This is a genomic window from Mesorhizobium sp. M8A.F.Ca.ET.218.01.1.1 (assembly GCF_004791165.1).
Classification (GTDB): domain Bacteria; phylum Pseudomonadota; class Alphaproteobacteria; order Rhizobiales; family Rhizobiaceae; genus Mesorhizobium.
In genome coordinates this window covers 85,279-106,428 of the sequence record NZ_SRUZ01000003.1, presented here as the reverse complement: position 1 = coordinate 106,428, position 21,150 = coordinate 85,279, and the positions used below count along the sequence as shown (strand labels likewise).

Below are 21,150 nucleotides of genomic sequence, written 5' to 3'. Positions count from 1 at the left end.
GTCTAAGGGTTGAATTAGGGCGCGACCTTCGGCCTAGTAGCGGTCACTGATGGTCGCCCCGAAGCTAGCCCAGCTTGAGCATTCTTCACGTCAGGACAATCCCTTAAAGATTGAGGATCGGCCAGCAGCGAGAAGCTCATCTGGTGGCCCGGTTGGCTTAGATCTATTCCAACACCAAGATGATGTTTTTATTTATCTTTTTAGCTTCTTTATCGGAAATTTGTATCACAATATGTATCACAATATGTAGCACTTCGAGGCAACTTTTTGCCCTTGGTGCGGCCGGAGCCCGACGCCATAGAGCAACATCGCTGGTGGGCGCGGAGGAGGTACGAAAACCGTTGATTTATTGGGCTTTCGTGGGACAAAATCCGAAATCTTCCCGCATCGTTCCGTATGGTTGCGTGACCGCCTAAAAGTCGAAGGAATGATTCCCTGTGCGAGCTGCGAAAGTGGGATGATGCCCGCTCGACTGTCCTAGTCCAGCCAGGCCACTGATCTAACTGGGTTTTTTCTTGTTTTGAGCTTCGAAGCCCTGCGCGCAAGCCGTCAGAGCCCTAAAGTATTGATTTTAAAAGGATATCCTCAACGACAAGAGACCAGCCTCCCTAAATCCTGTGTCTCGAAAAGTGCCGTCGCCCAAGGCTGGGGCAGCGGCGACGGCCCGCGTCCTCGGCTGACCTTATCCGAGAGTTTGACTGGCGAGGGCAAATGTCATCGGTGTGGCTGCACCGCCGACCGAAAAATCGGCGAGGCGTTTGCCGATCGACATGGTCAGCACGGTGTCATAGACCGGCATTCCGCTGTGCGCTAGAAAGGCGGCGAATTCGCCGTCTTTCATATGGGTATCGACTCTGAGGAAAGACCCGGAATGGCCGGCCACATGCGGTTGGACGATCGCCACAGCGTCGGCGTCGCTCTCCGCCACGACAGGCCCCACGACATGGCCTCGCCCGAACGGCCGGCAGAGCGCGAAAGCACTGAGCGTGTCGCCCTTGAAAAGGCCATAGCCGACCGAGTGCGCGAAAAGCTTTTCGATGAGCGCCTCACGCCTCACACCAAATCCCGCCGCGTCGAGCGCGATGACGGCGTGGATATCTTTCGCGTCCAGAGTCCGGATGTCGCCCCGCGTCCCGGATCCGGCCATCGTTGGCGCGCGGGCTATGCCTTGGCATTGATAGACGGTCTTTTCCGGCTGGAAGTCGAGCGAGAGATAGAGCCGCTTTGCGGCCCGGGTTGCATTAAGCCGCAGATCACGCCCGGTGACCTCGTCGAATATCCGTTTCATCAGCCATTGCGCCGCGCCCAGCGTCTGCAGGCGCGGCGAGGTAATGACCATGCCGACGGTCGCGAAATCGGCGCCATGTCTGAACCACATGGCCGAGCCGAGAACGCGCCCTATCTCGTCGAGCACCACGAAACCCTCACCCACGTCGCGCAGGAATTGCCAGTCCTCGGCCCGGTGCGGCCAATTCACCGACAGCGAGAGCGCGTGCAACCGGTCCAGGTCGACGTCTTCGATGCCGCTGACGCGCATCGAGAAGGCATCGATTTTCAAGCTTTCGGACGGCTTCAATTCCATGCCTCTGAAACCATTGCCGCTATGGAGAGGTCCACAACGGCCACTCCTGCCCCGCCGACGCTAAACAATCGGACCGATATGATCTGTTCGAAAGCCACGCGCCAACGCAAGATTCAACTGAAACACTTCCGCTTTCGGCACGCAATCGCGAAGGAACGCGCACATTGTTGAGCGTATCGGCCCGACGAACCGGAGTGCCAAATGCCCAAACCCAGAATATTTTGAGGTCTGGAATGGACGTCTTCGACATAATCGGCCGTCTCATCGCATTTCCATCCGTGGCCGGCAAGCCGAACGGTGACATTGCCAGCTGGATCGAGTCCTACCTGTCGGAACAGGGAGCGACGGTCACCCTGCTTCTGGGGCCGGAAGGCGACCGCTCCAATCTCTTCGCGACGATCGGTCCTGCCGACGTCCCCGGGTATATCCTCTCGGGCCATATGGACGTTGTCCCCGCCGGCGAGCCGCAGTGGAGTTCGTCCCCTTTCGCGTTGCGCCGCGACGGCGAGCGGCTCTACGGACGCGGCACCAGCGATATGAAGGGGTTCCTTGCCGCTACGTTGGCAGCGGTGCCTGCTCTGTCGCGGCTGCGCCTCGCCAGGCCGATCCATTTCGCGTTCTCTTACGATGAGGAGATCGGCTGCCGCGGCGTGCCGCACCTCATCGCCCGCCTTCCCGAATTCTGCGCCAAGCCGCTCGGCGTCATCGTCGGCGAGCCGAGCGGCATGCGCGCCGTGCGCGGCCACAAGGGCAAGGCGGCCGCCCGTATCACCATCAAGGGGCGTTCCGGTCATTCCTCCCGGCCCGATCTCGGGCTCAACGCCATCCATGCGATGTCCGAGGCACTGAACGCGGCCGTCAGCGAGGCCGAACGGCTTACACATGGCCCGTTCGATCCAACCTTCGAGCCAGCCTATTCTTCGCTGCAGGCCGGCGTGATCGCTGGCGGACATCAGGTCAACATCATCCCCGACAGCTCGACGCTGGACCTGGAGGCGCGCGCCATACCGGGCGTCGATCCGGCGAGCCTGCTCGCGCCGGTCAAAGCGCGGGCCGAGGCGCTTGCCGCCAAGGGGTATCTGGTCGAGTGGACGCCGATGAGCGCCTATCCAGCGCTGTCGCTGCCGCAGGACGCAGCACTGGCGGCGCTGCTGGGTGAGTTGACGGGCGAGGCACCGCTTGCCGCCGTCAGCTATGGCACCGAGGCCGGGCTCTACCAGGCCGCCGGCCTGGATGCGATCATCTGCGGTCCCGGCGATATCGGCCGCGCCCACAAGCCGGACGAATATATTCTCGCCGGCGAACTCACCGCCTGCCAGCGCATGATCGAAGCGCTGGCTGCGCGTTGCGCGGGTTGAAGGGAAGCCTGGATGACATTCCTGTTCAATTCCGATGCGCGACGCGCTGCAATATTTGCAGATGCGTTTACCCAGGACTTGCCAGACGTTGCCTTCGCCACGGATGCCGCAACGGTCGATCCCAACGCCGTGCGCTACCTCATCACCTGGACCGTGCCGGATAATCTCGCCCGCTACAATAACCTGGAAATCCTGTTTTCGATTGGCGCGGGCGTCGACCAGTTCCGCTTTGATGCGGTGCCCGCGACGGTGAAGATCGTGCGCATGGTCGAAGAAGGCATCGTGCGCATGATGCAGGAATATGTGACGCTGGCCGTGCTCGCCTTGCACCGCAACCTGCCCGCCTATCTGGCGCAGCAGCGGGCCGGCGAATGGCTGGACATTCCGCAGATCCAGGCCGGGTCGCGCCGGATCGGCGTGCTCGGCCTCGGCCAACTCGGCCAGGCGGTTCTCGAACGGCTAAAACCGTTCGGCTTCCCGCTCGCCGGCTGGAGCCGTTCGCCGCGCCAGATCGACGGCGTGACCTGCCACCACGGCGAGGTTGGGCTGGAGGCGATGCTGGCGGCCAGCGACATATTGATCTGCCTGCTGCCGCTGACCGAAGACACGCGCGGATTTCTCAATGCCGGTCTGTTCGCAAAGCTACCGCAAGGCGCGGCCCTCGTTCATACGGGCCGGGGGCCGCAGCTCGACCATCAAGCGCTGGTCGCCGCGCTCGACAGCGGCCAGCTCTCGGCGGCGATGATCGATGTGACCGATCCCGAACCCCTGCCCCCGGACCATCCGCTCTGGTCGCATCCGAAGATCATCCTCACCCCGCATGTCGCCAGCGTCACCCAGCGCGTGACCGCGGCACGCGCCGTCATCGACAACATCCGGCGCCACCGTGCCGGCCTTGAGCCGATTGGGCTTGTCGACCGGTCGCGCGGCTATTGAAATCCAACCAGAAAGGCCATCCCTTGTCCCTGCTCAAGACCGTCGATACCAACCCAGCCTTTTCGCCGCGCGAATCCAGGTCGCTGCCAGAGCGGCTGATTGCCGGCGACCCAGCCTTCAAGACCTGGGCGCAGGATGTCGCCAAGGACGATCTCGTCCATACCGGCGTCTGGGAGGCGACGCCGGGTGAGACGCGCTCGATCAAGGGCGAGACTTTCGAGTTCTGCCACATTCTCTCCGGCGTGATCGAGATCATACCGGACGCCGGCGAGAGGGTGACCTACCGCGCCGGCGACAGCTTCGTCATGAAGCCCGGCTTCACCGGTGTCTGGAGGACCATCGAAACGGTGCGCAAGATCTACGTGACCGTCGGATAGCGAGGCACGTCGTCGCGCGGAAGATTTTGCCGTCCCTCGTGCCTGGCACGCAACATTCGTCGGTGGCGGAACGCCGAACAGCGCATGCTGCGTGGCGCCACGCGCTAGGCTCCAGCCGGTGCCGCAGAGTGGTTGTCGATGAGCCTGAGCTTCGATCCCGATACAATTCCCCTCCCCGTCGGCCATTTCATCGGCGGGGAACTGATCCCGGCCGGGCGCGTGATCGGGATGCGTCGCCCGTCGGACGGCAAATCCTATACGGACTGCCCCGTAGCCGGCCCTGACTTGATCGAGCGTGCGGCGGACAGCGCCAAGGCAGCACTGAAGGTCAGCAACTGGGCCGGCGTCCGGCCACGCGAGCGCACCAGGGCACTCCAGGCCTGGGCCGACCTTATCGAGGCGGAAGCCGAGACGCTGGCCCGGATCGAGGCGCTGAGCTCGACGCGGCCGGTCGGCCAGCTCGTCGCCGGCGACATCGCCATCACCGCCGAACAGATCCGCTTCTTCGCCGAATTCGCCGACAAGGAAGGCAGCGAGCTCGCGCCGACCGACGATGCTAGCCTCGGCATGATCATGAGCGAGCCCTATGGCGTCGTCGGCGCGATCACGCCCTGGAATTTTCCCGTCTCGATGGCCGGCTGGAAGCTCGGCCCGGCGCTGGCCGCCGGCAATGCGGTTGTGTTGAAGCCGTCGGAAATGACGCCCTTCTCGGCCGTCTATCTGGCGCAACTCGCCGTGAGAGCCGGCCTGCCGGCGGGACTGATCAACGTGGTGCTCGGCGATGGTCCAACCACCGGCACGGCGCTGACCGGCCATCCCGACATCGCCAAGGTCTCCTTCACCGGCTCGACCCGCGCCGGCTCGGCTATCATGGAGAATGTCGCCCGCACCGGCGTCAAACCAATGACGCTGGAACTCGGCGGCAAGAGCCCCCAGCTCGTTTTTGCCGATGCCGATCTCGACAAGGCGGCCTCCGCGATCGCCGGCAGCGTCACCTTCAATGCCGGCCAGGCCTGCGTGGCCGCGACACGCCTGATCGTCGAGAAGCGCGTCGCCGACCGGCTGACGGCCGCTATCCTGGAGAAGATGAAGGCGGTGCGACCCGGCCCGACCTGGGACGCGACGACGCAATATTCGCCCATCATCTCGGAACGGCAGCGGGCGCGTATCGACAGCATCGTGCGCGCCGCGGTCGCGGCCGGCGGCGAATGCCTGACCGGCGGCAATAGCATGGACCATCCCGGCTATTTCTACGAGCCGACGCTGATCGCGGATGTCGACCAGGCCAATCCTGCCATCGTCGAGGAAATCTTCGGCCCGGTCCTGACCGTCCAGACCTTCGAGAGCGAGGAAGAGGCGCTGGCGCTGTCCAGCCATCCGACCTACGGGCTGGCTTCCGGCCTGTTCACGTCAGACCTGTCGCGCACCATCCGCTTCGCACGTAAGCTCGAAGCGGGCACCGTCTGGGTCAACCGCTACAGCCGCTCGCGCGACCACATCCTGCCGACCGGTGGCTACAAGCGCTCCGGCATTGGCAAGGACCTTGGCCGCGAGGCCTATCTCGCCAATCGCAGGACCAAGAGCGTCCTGATCAGCCTCTAGAGAGATGCCGATGAAGTCCTATTCGATCGCCCTGATCCCCGGTGACGGCATCGGCATCGACGTGACTGCCGCCGCATGGTCCGTGCTGCAGACGGCTGCTAACCATGCCGGCTTCGCACTTGCCGGAACCGAATTCCCCTGGTCGTGCAAGTTCTACCGGGACACCGGCCGCATGATGCCGGAAGACGCCATCGGAACCTTGCGCGGTTTCGACGCCATTCTTCTCGGCGCCGTCGGCTGGCCGGCGGAAGTGCCGGATTCGGTGTCGCTGCACGGCCTACTGCTGCCGATCCGCAAGGCATTCGTGCAGTACGCCAACATCCGTCCGCATCGCCTGCTGCCGGGTGTGACGGGACCGCTGCGGGCCGAAAGCTTCGACATATTGTGCATCCGTGAGAACACCGAAGGCGAATATTCGGGCGCCGGCGGGCGTGTGCATCAAGGCACGCTGGACGAGGTGGCTGTCGAGACCTCGATCTTCACCCGCCCCGGCGTCGAGCGCATCCTGCGCTTCGGCTTCGAACAGGCGCGGGCGCGGAGCGGCAAGCTCGCTTCCGTCACCAAGTCGAACGCGCAGAAGTACTCGATGGTGTTCTGGGACGAGATCACGCGCAAGCTGGCGGCGGACTATCCCGATGTCACTGTCACCAGCTATCACGTCGACGCGCTCGCCGCGCGTATGATCATGGCGCCCGAGACCCTCGACGTGGTCGTCGCCTCGAACCTGTTCGGCGACATACTGACCGACATCGGCGCGGCGATCCAGGGCGGGCTCGGCTACGCCGCTTCCGCCAACATCAATCCTGACCGTTCGGCGCCGTCGATGTTCGAGCCGGTGCACGGCTCGGCGCCCGACATCGCGCATCTCGGCATAGCCAACCCGATCGCTACCATCTGGTCCGGCGCGATGATGCTCGAACATCTTGGCGAAACAGCCGCCGCTGGCCGCATCATGAAAGCCGTCGAAGCGACAACCGCGCGCGGCATAGGCACCATTCCCGGCAAGGGCAGAACGGGGGCCATCACGGCCGCCGTCGACGCCGCTCTCACCTGATTGCAAGGTCGTTTCCGATGAAAAGCCTGAACGATAAAAGTCTATTTCGCGAAGCCGGCCTGATCGGCGGCAAGTGGGTTGCTGCCGGCTCCGGCAAGACGGTCGATGTGCTCGACCCGGCGACCCAGTCGGCAATCGGCACAGTGCCCGACATGGCCGGCGCGGAGACGCGTGCGGCGATAGAAGCCGCGGCTTCCGCCTATCGGGATTGGCGGAAGAAGACCAACGCCGAACGCGCGGCGCTGCTCGAAGCCTGGCACGGCCTGATGCTGGCGCATCTCGACGATCTGGCGCTGATCCTGACCACGGAACAGGGCAAGCCGCTGGACGAAGCCAAGGGCGAGATCCGCTACGGTGCCTCCTTCGTCAAATGGTTCGCGGAGGAAGCGCGCCGCATCAACGGCCACACCATCCCCTCGCCCACTCCGGACCGCCGCATCATCGTGCTGAAGGAGCCGGTGGGTGTCTGCGGCATCATCACGCCGTGGAACTTTCCCAACGCGATGATCACCCGCAAGGTCGCGCCGGCGCTGGCCGCAGGCTGCACCGTGGTCATCAAGCCGTCCGAGTTCACGCCCTATTCGGCGCTCGCGCTCGGCGTGCTCGCCGAACGGGCCGGCATTCCCGCCGGCGTCATCAACATCGTCACTGGCATGCCAGCGGAAATCGGCAACGAGATCATGGCGAACGTGACAGTGCGCAAGATCTCCTTCACCGGCTCGACGCGGGTCGGCTCGCTGCTGATGCGCGGCGCCGCCGACAGCGTGAAGCGACTCAGCCTCGAACTCGGCGGCAACGCCCCCTTCATCGTCTTCGACGACGCCGACCTCGACCTCGCCATCGAGGGCGCGCTCGTTTCGAAATTTCGCAATGGCGGCCAGACCTGTGTGTGCGCCAACCGCATCGTCGTCCAGGCCGGTGTCTATGACGCCTTCGCCGCGAAGCTCACCGCTCGCGTCAACGCCATGACGGTGGGGCCCGGCACGCAGCCCGGCGTCGTCATCGGACCGATGATCAACATGGCGGCGGTCGAGAAAATCAACCGCCACGTCGCGGACGCGCTCGCCAAGGGTGCTGCGATCGTCACTGAGAAGCAGGCCGCCCTGCCAGAAGGATCTCAGTATGTCGCGCCGCTGGTGCTGACGGGCGCCACAAAGGACATGCAGCTTGCCGGCGAGGAAACGTTCGGCCCGGTCGCGCCGCTTTTCCGTTTCGAGACGGAAGAGGAAGCGATCGCGCTGGCCAACGGCACACCCTACGGACTTGCCTCCTACTTCTACACCGAGAATTTGAAACGCGCCTGGCGCGTCGGCGAGGCGTTGGAGTTCGGCATGGTGGGCTTGAACACCGGCTCGGTCTCGATGGAGGTGGCACCCTTCGGCGGCGTCAAGCAGTCCGGCCTCGGCCGCGAAGGCGCGCAGGCCGGCAGCGAGGAATATCTCGAGATGAAAAGCTTCCATATGGGCGGGCTGGGCTAAACCCCATCCGCCGGATCAGTGGTCACTGGAGCCGGTCCAGCGCCTTGTAGTAGAGGCCGACCATCGGCAGGAACCATGGCTTGCCGGAATAGCCTGGAATGGCAGGCCACTCGAGCCCCTTCAGCGGATTGCGGTCCTCGCGGCCGAGCATGGCATCGGCCAGGATCATGCCGAGCTGGGTGGAAAGCTGCGCGCCATGACCGGAATAGCCCATCGCGTACCAGACCCCGTCATGGTAGCCGGCGCGCGGGAAGCGGTCCTTGGTCATGTCGACCAGCCCGCCCCAGCAATAGTCGATCTCGACCTTGGCGAGTTGCGGAAAAATCGCCGCGAGGCTCGCCCGCAATATCTGCCCGCTCCTGGCGTCGGAGCGCTGGTCCGATGTCGCCGAGAAACGCGCGCGGCCGCCGAAGATCAGACGCTTGTCGGGTGCGAGGCGGAAGTAGTTGCCGATGTTCATCGAGGTCACGCATGTCCGGTTGCCAGGCATGGTGGCCGTGATCTCGACATCGCTCAACGGCCGCGTGGCGATAATGAAGCTGCCCACCGAGATGAGCCTGCGGCGGAAATAGCCGAAATTCGGTGTCGTGTAGGCGCCTGTCGCCACCAGCACATTGTCGGCGCTGATCTTGCCGCGGGACGTTGTCAGCTCATGCCTGGTGCCGGCTTGCCTGCGGTCCGTCACCCGGGTGTTCTCGTGGATGACGGCGCCGTGGCGGGCGGCGGCGGTGGCAAGGCCCGCCACATAGCGGCCCATATGCATCATGGCGCTCTTCTTCGACAGCATCGCGCCATGGAAAAGCGAGCCGATCTCCGATTTGAGATCGGCCGCTGACAGCAGCGCCGTATCCGGATCCACCTCGGCATGGATGGCTTCGAAGTTGCGGGCGATCGAATCAAAATGCTGCGGCTTGGAGGCTAGCTTCAGCTTGCCGGAGCGGCGGAAGTTGCAATCGATGCCTTCTTCGGCGACCAGCGCCTCGATGGTGTCGACGGAATCGTCCAGCGCCCGGTAGATCGCGATCGCGCGTTCCTTTCCGAGTTCCGCCTTGGCCGAGAGGTAGCTGTGGGCAAGTCCGTTGTTTAGATGTCCGCCATTGCGCCCGGATGCACCCCAGCCCACGCGTTCCGCTTCCAGCACCACCACCTTGGCGCCGGCCTTCGCCAATTGGCGGGCGGCGGCGAGACCGGTGAAGCCGCCGCCGATGATGGCGGCATCGTAGTGCCCCTCGACCGGGCCTTGCGCCGCGCCGGCAAAGACGGGGGCAGTGTCGTGCCAGTAGGAGACCAGCTTCATCGGCAATCCGCCTGTTTTTAGAGACCGACCACGCCTGGAAGACCCGAAATATCCGATATTTCGACATAGCCGTAATAGGGGTTGGCTGGTTCGTGGCCGCGGTTGACCCAGACCTTGTTCTTGATACCGAGATCGTGCGCCGACATCAGGTCGTAGCGGAACGAGGACGAGCAGTGAAGGATATCGTCCGGGCCGCAGCCCAACATGTCGAGCATGTACTCGAAGGCCTTGAAGCGGGGCTTGTAGGCCTGCGCCTGCTCGGCCGTATAGACAGCATGGAAGGGCGCGCCGAGCTTCTCGACATTGGAAATGATCTGCGCGTTCATGGCGTTGGAGAGGATAACCAGCGGAATTTCCTTGGCAACCTTCGCCAGGCCCGCCGGAACATCTGCATGCGGTCCCCAGGTCGGGACACGCTCGTAGACCATTTTGGCGTCGTCGGGGTTGAACGCGACACCGTTGCGCTTGCAGGCGCGGTCGAGCGCATTGTAAACGACCTCGGCATAAGGCTTCCAGTCACCCAGGATCTCGTCGAGCCGATAGGCCGCGAAGTCCTTGATGAACGCCTGCATGGGTGGTTCGTCGAGCCTGCTGCCGTAGAGATCGCGCGCCGCTTCCGCCATCTGGAAAAAGGTCAACGTGCCATAGCAGTCGAAGGTGATGTATTTGGGCCTGAAAGAAGCCATGTCCGTCGATCTCCGGTGGAAGCACATCCGCGTTGGGGTGTATTCATCATCATAGGACGGCAGGCGACGAGCCACCTGACCGAAATAGCCTTCCCGAAAGCAGAAAGTTCCGTATCCGGCCGCTGGTTTGGCATGCTGTAGCATCCTGATGGCCAACAGGCGTGCTTCTTCGACCTCAAACGCGTCCGCCGCGGACGGCGCCAGCACAAGATGCGGCGCACCACTCGCGCTACGGCGAAAGATACCGCCGAAACCGGTGCCTTCAGACGATCTGCGGCGCGCCGATGGTCAAGACTTATGGACAGACGGAAGGATGCCTCATGCAGCAGGACCAGATCGAAATCCATGCGTTTGGACCGGACCATATCGAGGGCGCTGTGGCGCTTTCGCGTCAAGAAAATTGGCCGCATCGCCCGCAGGACTGGCAGATGGCGCTAGAGCTCTCGAGCGGCGTGGTTGCGCTTGGCGGCCATGGTCAGGTCACCGGAACCATCCTGGTGACGCCCTATGGGGCTGATTGCGCCATGATCAACATGGTGATCGTCGACAGGACTATGCGGGGCAAGGGGCTCGGGCGCCGACTGATGAACGAGGCCCTCGCGCTTGCCGAGGACCGTCCGTTGCGGCTTGTGGCGACGCGGGACGGCATGCCCCTCTATGAGAAGCTGGGCTTCGTGCCCTCTGGCACGATCCAGCAACATCAGGGCCAGGTAGCGGCGCTTAGCGCTCCCGACGAAGTGGAGGCCGCGGCCACCGTCGACCTGTCGGAAATCAAGGCGATGGACCGCGAGGCCTACGGCGCGGATCGTGAAGCTCTGATCGATGCGCTGGCCGAGCGCGGTCAATTCGCGGTCATCCGCCGCAACGGCGTCATCGAGGCCTATGCCGCGATCCGCCCATTCGGACGCGGCGAGGTGATCGGCCCGGTCATCGCTGGAAGTGTCGAGGATGCCAAGGCCCTGGTCGCCTTCTTGGCCGCATCGCGTGCCGGTGCCTTCCTGCGCGTGGATACCGACAGCAGGACCGGCATCGCCAATTGGCTCACGGGAATCGGCCTCGTCCATGTCGGCGGCGGCGTGACCATGGACCGCCCGTCCAACAGGGGTGCGGTACAGGCCCGGCCAAAAGTTTACGCACTCGCCAACCAAGCGCTCGGCTAAAGCCGGAGGATAAGAATGCTCGCCAATTCCCTGATCGAACTCGACCGCGCCCATCTCATTCATCCGGTCTCCTCCTATCGCGGCCATGAAGCGCTCGGCGTGCGCGTGCTGAAATCGGCGAAGGGTGCGACCGTGACCGATGTGTCCGGCAAGCAACTCGTGGACGGTTTCGCTGGATTATGGTGTGTCAACGCAGGCTACGGCCATGACAGCATTGTCGAGGCCGCGGCCCGGCAGATGCGCGAGCTTCCCTACGCCACCGCCTATTTCGATCTGGGCTCGGAGCCGGCCATCCGGCTTGCTTCGGAACTGGCGGAGCGCGCGCCCGGAGATCTCAATCACGTCTATTTCACGCTCGGCGGATCGGACGCTGTAGACAGCACGATCCGTTTCGTCCGCTACTACTGGAACGCCAAGGGCGAGCCGCAGCGCGACCAGTTTATTTCGATCGAGCAGGGCTATCACGGGTCGTCGGTGGTTGGCGCCGGCCTGACCGCGCTGCCCGCCTTTCACGCCGGTTTCGGCATTCCCTTCGAATGGCAGCACAAGATTCCCTCGCCCTATCCCTACCGCAACCCGGTTGGCGAAGATGGCAGCACGATCATCGCCGCCTCGCTTGCCGCGCTGAAGACCATGGTCGAGGCGATCGGGCCGGAGCGGGTCGCCGCCTTCTACGCCGAGCCGATCCAGGGCTCGGGCGGCGTCATCGTCCCGCCGAAAGGCTGGATCAAGGCGATACAGGAACTCTGCCGGTCGTACGGCATCCTTTTCATCGCCGACGAGGTAATCACCGGATTCGGCCGCACAGGCCCCCTGTTCGCCTGTACCGAGGAGGACATCGTTCCCGACTTCATGACGACGGCGAAGGGTCTGACCTCGGGCTACGTTCCGATGGGCGCCGTGTTTATGGCCGATCATGTCTACGACGTCATCGCCGATGGCGCCGGCAATTCGGCGGTCGGCCATGGCTACACCTATTCCGCCCATCCCGTCAGCGCCGCCGTCGCGCTCGAAGTGTTGAAGCTCTATGAGAACGGCCTGCTGGAGAACGGCATCAAGGCCGGCGCCCGCCTGATGGCGGGATTAGCGGAACTGGGCGATCATCCGCTGGTCGGCGACGTGCGCGGTCGCGGCATGCTTGCGGCGGTCGAACTGGTGACCGACAAGCAGAAGAAGACACCGCTTCCCGCCTCGGCGATGCCGGCGCGGCGGGTCTTCGACAGGGCGTGGGACAACGGCCTGATCATCCGTGCCTTTGCGCATGGGGTTCTGGGCTACGCACCGCCGCTCTGCTGCACGGACAGCGATATCGATGCGATCATCGAGCGCACGCGCCGAACGCTCGACCAAACGCTGGCCGATCCAGATGTCCGCCAGGCCATGGCATGAAAGGCGGCGATTTCTTCGCATCTCGAAATATCGCCGGGGCGGACGATTTCGCAATTTTGTGCCGCAGTCCCGCGCCTTTTCGGCGAATCCAGCGCGGGGGAAGTGCCAGACTACAGTTAAGACAAGGCCAGAAAGCCCAGATTTGCGGGCACTCAAAACAGGCCCACGCCCGGGACAGCACGGAATTTTGTTGTGTTCAGCACATGTATTTCGGCCGCGCAAAAAAGGAGAGCCAGTTTTGGCCAGGGGCTTTAGCCAATTCAAATACATGACCTTCGACGTGGTCGGCACGCTGATCGACTTCGAAGGTGGCATAACGGCCTGCCTGGCTGGCATTGCCGCCGAGTCCGGTGTTTCGATCGATGGCGAAGAGGCGTTGGCGCTTTACCGGCAGGCCCGCTATATGCCCGATGCAGGCCTGTTTCCCGACGATCTCGTGCGTGTCTACAGGGTCATCGCGCCGCAGCTCGACCTGCCGGTCGAGGAAAAATACGGCATCCGTCTGCGGGATTCTGCCAGCGTCTGGCAAGGCTTTCCCGATAGCGCTGCGGCATTGGCCGACCTTGCGAAATCGCACAAGCTGATCGCGATGACCAATGCCCGGCGCTGGGCGCTCGATTATTTCGAAAAGCAGCTCGGATTGCCCTTTTTCGCCGCTTTCACGGCCGACGACACCGGCACGGAGAAACCGGACCCGGCCTTCTTCCAGAAGGTGTTCGATTTCGTGGCCTCGCTCGGCGACGGCAGGGACGACATCCTGCACGTCGCGCAAAGCCAGTACCACGACATCGGCATATCCCGGGCGCTTGGCATGACCAATTGCTGGATCGAACGCCGGCACGCCCAGAAGGGCTATGGCGGCACGATCGAGCCCGAGCGCTTTACTAAGCCGGACTACCACTTCACCTCGATGGCAGCCCTGGCGGCGGCCGTGCGGGAAAGCCTGAAGGAACGAACCTGAGCCATGCCGGAAAGCGCGCGCCAAGACGAGCATCCGGACGAAACCAACAGAAAGGGGAATGACATGACCGACAAGATCACCAACTGGACCTGCGCAGACGATGCCATGGTCGAAAGCGCCATCCGGCGAGGCGCCAGCCGCCGAGAACTTCTCAAGATGCTGCTGGCCGGCGGCGCCGCGGTTGCCGCGGGCAGCGTGGTGCTTGGCCGCGCGACACAGGCCGTCGCCGCCGCGCCTGTCTCCGGCGGAACTTTCAAGGCGGCCGGCTGGTCGTCCTCGACAGCCGACACGCTCGATCCGGCGAAGGCATCTCTCTCGACCGACTATGTCCGCTGTTGCTCGCTCTATAACCGCCTGACCTTCCTCGACAAGGATGGCGCCACGCAAATGGAGCTGGCCGAAAGCTTCGACACCAAGGACGCCAAGACCTGGACCGTCAAGCTGCGCAAGGGCGTGACCTTCCACGACGGCAAGGACCTCACGGCCGACGACGTGGTCTTCTCGATGAAGCGCCATCTCGATCCGGCGGTCGGCTCCAAGGTCGCCAAGATCGCCGCGCAGATGACCGGCTTCAAAGCGGTCGACAAGTCCACCGTGGAAATCACGTTGGCCGATCCGAATGCCGACCTTCCGACGATCCTGGCGCTGCATCACTTCATGATCGTCGCGAATGGCACCACGGATTTCTCAAAGGGCAACGGCACCGGGGCCTTCGTGCTGCAAACGTTCGAGCCTGGCGTACGTTCGGTGGTCACCAAGAACAAGAATTACTGGAAGTCGGGCAAGCCCTATCTCGACTCCTTCGAGTTCATCGCCATCAGCGACGACAGCGCCCGCGTCAACGCCCTGCTCTCCGGCGACATCAACTTTGCCGCTTCCATCAATCCGCGCGCGATGAAGCTCATTGGAGGCCAGCAGGGTTTCGAATTATCGAAGACGACCTCGGGCAACTACACCGACCTCAACATCCGGCTCGACATGGACCCGGGCAACAAGGCCGATTTCGTGGCCGGCATGAAGTATCTCGTCAACCGCGAACAGATCGTCAAATCGGCATTGCGCGGTCTCGGCGAAATCGGCAACGACCAGCCCGTCTCGCCGGCGAACATCTTCCACAATGCCGACCTCAAGCCGAAGGCTTTCGACCCGGACAAGGCAAAGTTCCACTTCCAGAAGTCTGGCCTGCTCGGCCAGTCCATCCCGGTGATCGCTTCCGACGCAGCGACCTCGTCAATCGACATGGCTGTGATCATCCAGGCGGCCGGCGCCGATATCGGGATGAAGCTCGATGTCCAGCGCGTGCCTTCCGACGGGTACTGGGACAACTACTGGCTCAAGGCGCCGATCCATTTCGGCAACATCAATCCGCGCCCGACGCCGGACATCCTGTTCTCGCTCCTCTACGCTTCGAGCGCGCCGTGGAACGAAAGCCAGTACAAGTCCGAGAAGTTCGACAAGCTCCTTGTCGAGGCGCGCGGCTCGCTCGACCAAACCAAGCGCAAGGAAATCTACGGCCAGATGCAGACCATGGTCTCCGAAGAGGCCGGCACCATCATCCCGGCTTACATTTCAAACGTCGACGCCCTCTCCAGCAAGGTGAAGGGTTTGGAGGCGAACCCGCTTGGTGGCATGATGGGCTACGCAATGGCGGAATATCTCTGGCTCGAAGCCTGAGAGGCGCCTGCCGGGGACGGTCGGCCGGCCCCGGCACTGCATTGCGCAAGATTGTTCGACCGAATGCAACCGCAGGGAGCGCTTCCATGAAGTCTGGGGTTTTCAACCTCGTGCTGAAGCGGCTGGCGGTCGCGGTCGTCACTCTGCTGATCGTCCTGTTCGCCGTGTTTTTCGCCACTAGCATGCTGCCTGGCGACACCGCGTCGATTCTGCTCGGCCAGGCGGCTACGCCCGAGGCGGTCGCTGGCCTGCGCGAGGCCATGCATCTCAACGATCCGGCGATCCTGCGCTTCCTGCTCTGGCTTTTCGGCCTGCTGCATGGCGACCTCGGCACCTCCTATGCCAACGAGATGCCGGTCGCGAAGCTGATCGGCGGGCGCTTCGTCAACACGATGGAGCTTGCCGGCATCACCACGCTGCTCTCGGTGCCGCTGGCCCTGACGCTCGGCATCACCGCCGCGATGCTGCGAGGCTCTATTTACGACCGCACCGTTACCATCCTTTCGATCGGCGTCATCTCCGTGCCGGAATTCATGGTCGCGACGCTGGCGGTGCTGCTGTTCGCCGTTTATCTCAAATGGCTGCCGGCCCTGTCCTCGGTCAACGAGGCGCATTCGCTGACCGACCTCGTGCGCATCTATGCGATGCCGGTGATTACCCTCACCTTCGTCATCTCCGCACAGATGATCCGCATGACCCGCGCCGCGGTGATGGAAACGCTCTCCACGCCCTATGTCGAGATGGCGCTTCTCAAGGGCGCATCGCGCAGCCGCATGGTGCTGAAGCACGCGCTGCCCAACGCCCTCGGCCCCATCGTCAATGCGATCGCGCTCTCGCTGTCCTACTTGGTCGGCGGCGTCATCATCGTCGAGACCATCTTCAACTATCCCGGCATCGCCAAGCTGATGGTCGACGCGGTCGCAACCCGCGACCTGCCGCTGATCCAGAGTTGCGCGATGATCTTCTGCCTTGGCTATCTGCTGCTCATCACCGCCGCCGACATCGTCGCCATCATGTCCAACCCGAGACTCAGATGATGGTGGCGCGCGTGGCAGCTTCCCAACGGTCGTTCCTGGGCCGCAGCTACAACCTCGTGGGCGTCGTCGCCGCGCTGGTCATCCTGGCGTGGACGCTGATCGCCATCTTCGCGCCCTACATCATCCCCCATTCGATCGGCGACATCGTCGACGACGACTATTTCGGGCCGATGCGCCAGGGGCTGTGGCTCGGCTCGGACTATCTGGGGCGCGACATGCTCTCGCGGGTGCTGATGGGCGCGCGCTATACCGTCGGCATATCGCTCGCCGCCGTCTCCATCGCCTGCTTTTCGGGCGTCGTGCTCGGCATGATCGCGGCCGTCACCGGTGGCTGGTTTGACGCCTGCCTCAGCCGCTTCCTGGATGCGATGAACTCCATCCCCAGCAAGCTGTTCGGCCTCGTGGTCGTCGCCGCGGTCGGCTCGTCGATCCCGGTGCTGATCCTGACGCTCGCCGTCATCTACATCCCGGGCGCATACCGCTTCGCGCGGGCGCTCGCGGTCAACATCAACACGATGGACTTCATGACCGTCGCCCGCGTGCGAGGCGAGAGCACCATCTATCTCATAGGCTCCGAGATCCTTCCCAACATCATCCGCCCGGTGTTGGCCGACTTCGGCTTGCGCTTCGTCTTCATCGTGCTCTTGCTCTCCGGCCTATCCTTCCTCGGGCTTGGGCTGCAGCCGCCGCTCGCCGACTGGGGCGCGCTGGTGCGCGAGAATATCGGCGGCCTGCCTTTCGCGGCTCCCGCCGTCATCGTGCCCTCGCTGGCGATCGCCAGCCTCACCATCAGCGTCAACCTGCTGATCGACAATTTGCCGAAGAAGATCAGGGACAGGGACGCATGACCAATCTCGTCGAGGTCAGGAACCTAAAGATTGAGGCGACGACCGATGCCGGGCGGATTGTCGAAATCATCAAGGGCGTCAGCCTCGATATAGCCGACGGCGAGATCGTCGCCCTGATCGGTGAGAGCGGCTCCGGCAAGACGACAGTGGCGCTCTCGCTCATGGGGCATGCACGGCCAGGCTGCCGGATCACCGGCGGCGAGATCAACGTGAACGGCAAGAACATGGCGGCGCTTTCCGAAAAGGAGCGCGCCAAACTACGCGGCACCGACATCGCCTATGTTCCGCAAAGTGCCGCCGCGTCCTTCAACCCCTCGTCCACGATCATGGAGCAGGTGATCGAGGTCACGCGCATCCACAAATTGATGCCGCCCGAGCAGGCACGCAAGCGTGCCGTCGAGCTGTTCAGGGCCTTATCGCTGCCGGACCCCGAAGGGATCGGCGCCCGTTATCCGCACCAGGTTTCGGGCGGACAACTGCAGCGGCTGGCCGCGGCCATGGCGCTCATCGGGGACCCCAAGCTGATGATCTTCGACGAGCCGACGACGGCGCTCGACGTCACCACGCAGATCGACGTGCTGAAGGCCTTCAAGTCGGTGATGAAGGCGGGCGGGATCGCAGGCGTTTATGTGTCCCACGACCTCGCTGTCGTCGCCCAGATCGCCGACAGCATCGTGGTGCTTAAGGGCGGCGAAGTGCAGGAGACCGGCACCACAGCTCAAATCCTTTCATCCGCCAAGCACCCTTACACGCGCGAGCTGCTGGCAGCGTTTGAACCGAAGCCGCGGCAGGCGCATGCGGACGCGGATGCCACGGCCAACCAGTTGCTGCGCATCGACAATGTTACCGCCGGCTACGGGGCGGTTCGGGATGACGGACTGCCCCTCATCCGAGCTGTCGATTCCGTCAGCCTGGTCGTGGAGAAGGGGCGCAATCTCGGCATCATCGGCGAATCCGGCTGCGGAAAATCGACGCTGGCGCGGGTGATCGCCGGCATCCATCCGGCGGCCGCCGGAGAGATCGTCTTCAACGGCGAGGAATTGCAGCGCGCGGCGGGCAAACGCAGCCAGGACCAGCTGCGCGAGATGCAGATCGTGTTCCAGTACGCCGATACCGCGCTCAATCCGGCCAAGCCGGTGGAAGACATCATCGCCCGGCCGCTGGCCTTCTATCATGGCCTCGACAGGCAGACGCGGTCGAAGCGCGTCGACGAACTGCTCGACATGGTGCGCCTGCCCAAGACGCTGCGCTACCGCCATCCATCCGAACTCTCCGGCGGCCAGAAGCAACGCGTCAACTTCGCGCGCGCGCTGGCGGCCGACCCCAAGCTGATCATCTGCGATGAAATCACCTCGGCGCTCGATACGGTGGTGGCGGCCGCGGTGATCGAGCTACTCAAGGAGCTGCAGCGCGAGCTGGGGCTCTCCTACATCTTCATCAGCCATGACCTTTCGGTCGTCGAGGCCATCTGCGACGAGATCATGGTCATGTACAATGGCGAGCGGGTGGAGCAGATCACGCCCGACAAAGTCAAGTCAGCCACCCACCCCTATTCCAAGCTGCTGTTCTCCTCGGTGCCGAAGCTCGACCCGACATGGCTCGACGGCCTCGTCCGCGACCCCGAACTCGTCAGCCAGTACGGCCACCGTTGACGAGGCGGTAAGGCCTCACCTCGGAAACAGGGCCTCACCTCGGAAACAAACTGGGCAGCGGCATGTGCGCCTTGACGATGGGGGACTTCAGCACAACGAAGCTGAAATACTTGTCGATGCCGATATCCATGTCGGTGAGGCGCTCCATGATCGACTGATACTCGCCGATGCCGGAGGTGACGAATTTCATCAGATAGTCGTAGCCGCCCGAGACCAGATGGCATTCGATGACCTGCTCAATCTTCTCGACGACGGCGAGAAAGCGGGCGAAGTCGACCTGGCGATGGTTCTTCAAGGTGATTTCGGTGAAGACTGTCAGCGTCTGGCCGAGCTTGCCGATATTGACCTGCGCCGAATAGCCCTCGATGTAGCCCTCCGACTGCAGTCGCTTGACCCGCATCAGGCAAGGGCTCGGCGACAGATGCACCAGCTCGGCCAGTTCCACATTGGTGATACGGCCGTTCTTCTGCAGTTCGTGAAGAATCTTGATATCGATCCGATCCAGTTTCACGATTTGCCTCCGGGGAACAGTACCGCAGCACAAAATGCTGCCTTGCTGGTGACCGTCGAGACTACCACAGCCCGCTGGCCTGTCCATCCGAGGGATAGCGCTTTGAAACGCAGGGACTCGCGATTTCAATGCGGCTGTCGGAATAAAATTCTGCTTCGACTGCAACTGCAGCAGCGGCTGCCTGCGCGACGCGGTAGACTGGCGCTTCGAGGCAGAGAACCATGCGCGCGCCGCTGCAGCAAATCGAAACGTCCGGCAAACTGCCGCAATCGGCAGATGTGGTGGTGATCGGCGCCGGCATCGTCGGTGTCTTCGCCGCCTACTATATGGCCCGTCGCGGCCTGAAGGTCGCACTCGTCGAAAAGGGACGAATCGGCGCCGAGCAGTCCAGCAGAAACTGGGGATGGTGCCGCCAGCAAAACCGCGACGCCCGCGAGCTGCCGATGGCAACAAGAAGCCTCGACCTGTGGGACAGTTTTGCGGCGGAGACCGGCGAAGACACCGGCTTTCGCCGTTGCGGACTGCTCTATCTCAGCAATGACGAGGCGGAACTGGCCGGCTGGGCGCGCTGGCGCGACTTCGCCAGAACGGCCGGCGTTACCACGCATATGCTCGACGGTGCCGAGGCCAGCGAGCAGGGCCGCGCCACGGGGCGGAGCTGGAAGGGAGGCGTCTTCTCACCGACCGACGGCACCGCCGACCCCTCGCGGGCCGCACCCGCCGTCGCCCGCGCCATCGTCAAGCTCGGCAGCAGCGTGCACCAGAATTGTGCCGCGCGCGGCATCGAGACCGAGGGCGGCCGCCTGAGCGGCGTGGTCACGGAGAGCGGAACAATCCGAACCAAGGCCGCTGTCATGGCCGGCGGCGCCTGGGCCTCTTCCTTTTGCCACCAGTTCGGTTTCCGCTTTCCGCAGGCATCGGTGCGTTCGTCCATCCTGTCCGTATCGCCCGGCGCGGAGGGCCTGCCGGATGCGCTGCACACCGCGAAGATTTCGGCCACCCGCCGCGGCGACGGCGGCTACACGCTTGCGATTAGCGGACGCGGACGCGTCGACGTGACGCCACAGCAGCTGCGCTTCTCGTCGCAGTTCGTGCCCATGTTCCTGAAGCGCTGGCGAAGCCTCGGGCCTGGCGGCTTGCAAGGCGTGCGTTCGGGCCATGAAACGCTGCGGCGCTGGCGGCTCGACCAGCCGACGCCGATGGAGCGGATGCGCATCCTCGATCCGGCTCCGGATCAGTCGACCATTCGCCTGACCCATGCCCGCGCGCTCGAACTGCTGCCGGCATTACGCCGGACGAGGATAAACGCTGCCTGGGCCGGCTATATCGACAGCACGCCGGACGGCGTGCCCGCCATTGGCGCGATCCACAGCGTTCCAGGTTTCATCCTCGCCGCCGGCTTTTCGGGACACGGCTTCGGCATCGGGCCCGGCGCCGGGCATCTGGTCGCCGATCTGGTGACCGGGTCGGAACCGATCGTCGATGCGACATCCTACGATCCGCGCCGCTTCGATGGTTCGGTCTGGGGCAAGGTCGCCGATTTCTGAG

General features: G+C 63.6%; 18 protein-coding genes. 14 read left to right on the top strand and 4 right to left on the bottom strand.

The features are described 5' to 3' along the window. Window positions 1-682: 682 nt before the first annotated feature. Window positions 683-1,582 carry a GNAT family N-acetyltransferase gene (locus EN861_RS11620; protein WP_127277642.1) on the bottom strand — a complete coding sequence of 300 codons (900 nt, stop codon included), beginning with the start codon at window positions 1,580-1,582 and terminating at the stop codon, window positions 683-685. Between the two features lie 233 nt (window positions 1,583-1,815). Here EN861_RS11620 and argE point away from each other — a divergent pair, with 233 nt between their 5' ends. The 6 genes from argE to EN861_RS11590 all read left to right on the top strand — a co-directional run bounded on the left by argE (window position 1,816) and on the right by EN861_RS11590 (window position 8,387). Continuing rightward, the gene (gene argE / locus EN861_RS11615; protein WP_135863640.1) at window positions 1,816-2,940 is read left to right on the top strand and encodes an acetylornithine deacetylase; all 1,125 of its coding nucleotides are present in this window, start codon (window positions 1,816-1,818) and stop codon (window positions 2,938-2,940) included. A 12-nt stretch (window positions 2,941-2,952) separates the two neighbouring features. Next, window positions 2,953-3,876, top strand: coding sequence for a glyoxylate/hydroxypyruvate reductase A (locus EN861_RS11610; protein ID WP_135863637.1), 924 nt, complete (start codon window positions 2,953-2,955; stop codon window positions 3,874-3,876). 23 nt (window positions 3,877-3,899) lie between these two features. Further along, a complete protein-coding gene (locus EN861_RS11605) occupies window positions 3,900-4,253 on the top strand; it encodes a cupin domain-containing protein (RefSeq protein WP_127277636.1) in 354 nt (117 codons plus the stop codon). A 138-nt stretch (window positions 4,254-4,391) separates the two neighbouring features. Then, on the top strand, window positions 4,392-5,855 hold the full coding sequence (locus EN861_RS11600) for an aldehyde dehydrogenase family protein (RefSeq protein WP_135863635.1): 1,464 nt from the start codon (window positions 4,392-4,394) through the stop codon (window positions 5,853-5,855). Window positions 5,856-5,865: 10 nt separating this feature from the next. Next, window positions 5,866-6,909, top strand: coding sequence for a tartrate dehydrogenase (locus EN861_RS11595; protein WP_135863633.1), 1,044 nt, complete (start codon window positions 5,866-5,868; stop codon window positions 6,907-6,909). A gap of 17 nt (window positions 6,910-6,926) precedes the next feature. Beyond that, entirely contained in the window at window positions 6,927-8,387 is a 1,461-nt protein-coding gene (locus EN861_RS11590; RefSeq protein WP_135863631.1) for an NAD-dependent succinate-semialdehyde dehydrogenase, read from the top strand. A gap of 22 nt (window positions 8,388-8,409) precedes the next feature. Here the strand turns inward: EN861_RS11590 and EN861_RS11585 are convergent, their stop codons facing one another. Together EN861_RS11585 and EN861_RS11580 are read right to left on the bottom strand one after the other, a co-directional pair. Next, complete coding sequence (locus tag EN861_RS11585; protein ID WP_135863628.1) at window positions 8,410-9,684, bottom strand: FAD-binding oxidoreductase; 1,275 nt, start codon at window positions 9,682-9,684, stop codon at window positions 8,410-8,412. 17 nt (window positions 9,685-9,701) lie between these two features. After that, window positions 9,702-10,370: a haloacid dehalogenase type II gene (locus EN861_RS11580; RefSeq protein WP_135863626.1), complete on the bottom strand. Its 669-nt coding sequence runs from the start codon at window positions 10,368-10,370 to the stop codon at window positions 9,702-9,704. A 320-nt stretch (window positions 10,371-10,690) separates the two neighbouring features. Between EN861_RS11580 and EN861_RS11575 the strand changes: the two genes are divergently transcribed. The 7 genes from EN861_RS11575 (at window position 10,691) to EN861_RS11545 (ending at window position 19,091) form a co-directional block, all read left to right on the top strand. After that, a complete protein-coding gene (locus tag EN861_RS11575; protein ID WP_135863624.1) occupies window positions 10,691-11,530 on the top strand; it encodes a GNAT family N-acetyltransferase in 840 nt (279 codons plus the stop codon). Window positions 11,531-11,545: 15 nt separating this feature from the next. After that, a complete protein-coding gene (locus EN861_RS11570; protein WP_135863622.1) occupies window positions 11,546-12,919 on the top strand; it encodes an aspartate aminotransferase family protein in 1,374 nt (457 codons plus the stop codon). 238 nt (window positions 12,920-13,157) lie between these two features. Next, window positions 13,158-13,880 carry an HAD-IA family hydrolase gene (locus EN861_RS11565; RefSeq protein WP_127278237.1) on the top strand — a complete coding sequence of 241 codons (723 nt, stop codon included), beginning with the start codon at window positions 13,158-13,160 and terminating at the stop codon, window positions 13,878-13,880. A gap of 63 nt (window positions 13,881-13,943) precedes the next feature. Beyond that, window positions 13,944-15,554, top strand: a complete 1,611-nt coding sequence (locus tag EN861_RS11560; protein ID WP_127278238.1) for an ABC transporter substrate-binding protein — start codon at window positions 13,944-13,946, stop codon at window positions 15,552-15,554. Between the two features lie 86 nt (window positions 15,555-15,640). Continuing rightward, window positions 15,641-16,591: an ABC transporter permease gene (locus tag EN861_RS11555; RefSeq protein ID WP_127278239.1), complete on the top strand. Its 951-nt coding sequence runs from the start codon at window positions 15,641-15,643 to the stop codon at window positions 16,589-16,591. Further along, window positions 16,588-17,439 carry an ABC transporter permease gene (locus tag EN861_RS11550; RefSeq protein WP_127278240.1) on the top strand — a complete coding sequence of 284 codons (852 nt, stop codon included), beginning with the start codon at window positions 16,588-16,590 and terminating at the stop codon, window positions 17,437-17,439. Before EN861_RS11555 ends, EN861_RS11550 begins: the two co-directional genes overlap by 4 nt. Further along, entirely contained in the window at window positions 17,436-19,091 is a 1,656-nt protein-coding gene (locus tag EN861_RS11545; protein WP_135863619.1) for an ABC transporter ATP-binding protein, read from the top strand. The genes EN861_RS11550 and EN861_RS11545 overlap by 4 nt, the downstream gene beginning before the upstream one ends. A gap of 34 nt (window positions 19,092-19,125) precedes the next feature. Here the strand turns inward: EN861_RS11545 and EN861_RS11540 are convergent, their stop codons facing one another. Continuing rightward, entirely contained in the window at window positions 19,126-19,602 is a 477-nt protein-coding gene (locus tag EN861_RS11540; RefSeq protein WP_127278242.1) for an Lrp/AsnC family transcriptional regulator, read from the bottom strand. 221 nt (window positions 19,603-19,823) lie between these two features. Between EN861_RS11540 and EN861_RS11535 the strand changes: the two genes are divergently transcribed. Further along, entirely contained in the window at window positions 19,824-21,149 is a 1,326-nt protein-coding gene (locus EN861_RS11535; RefSeq protein ID WP_135863617.1) for an FAD-binding oxidoreductase, read from the top strand. Window position 21,150 lies beyond the last annotated feature (1 nt).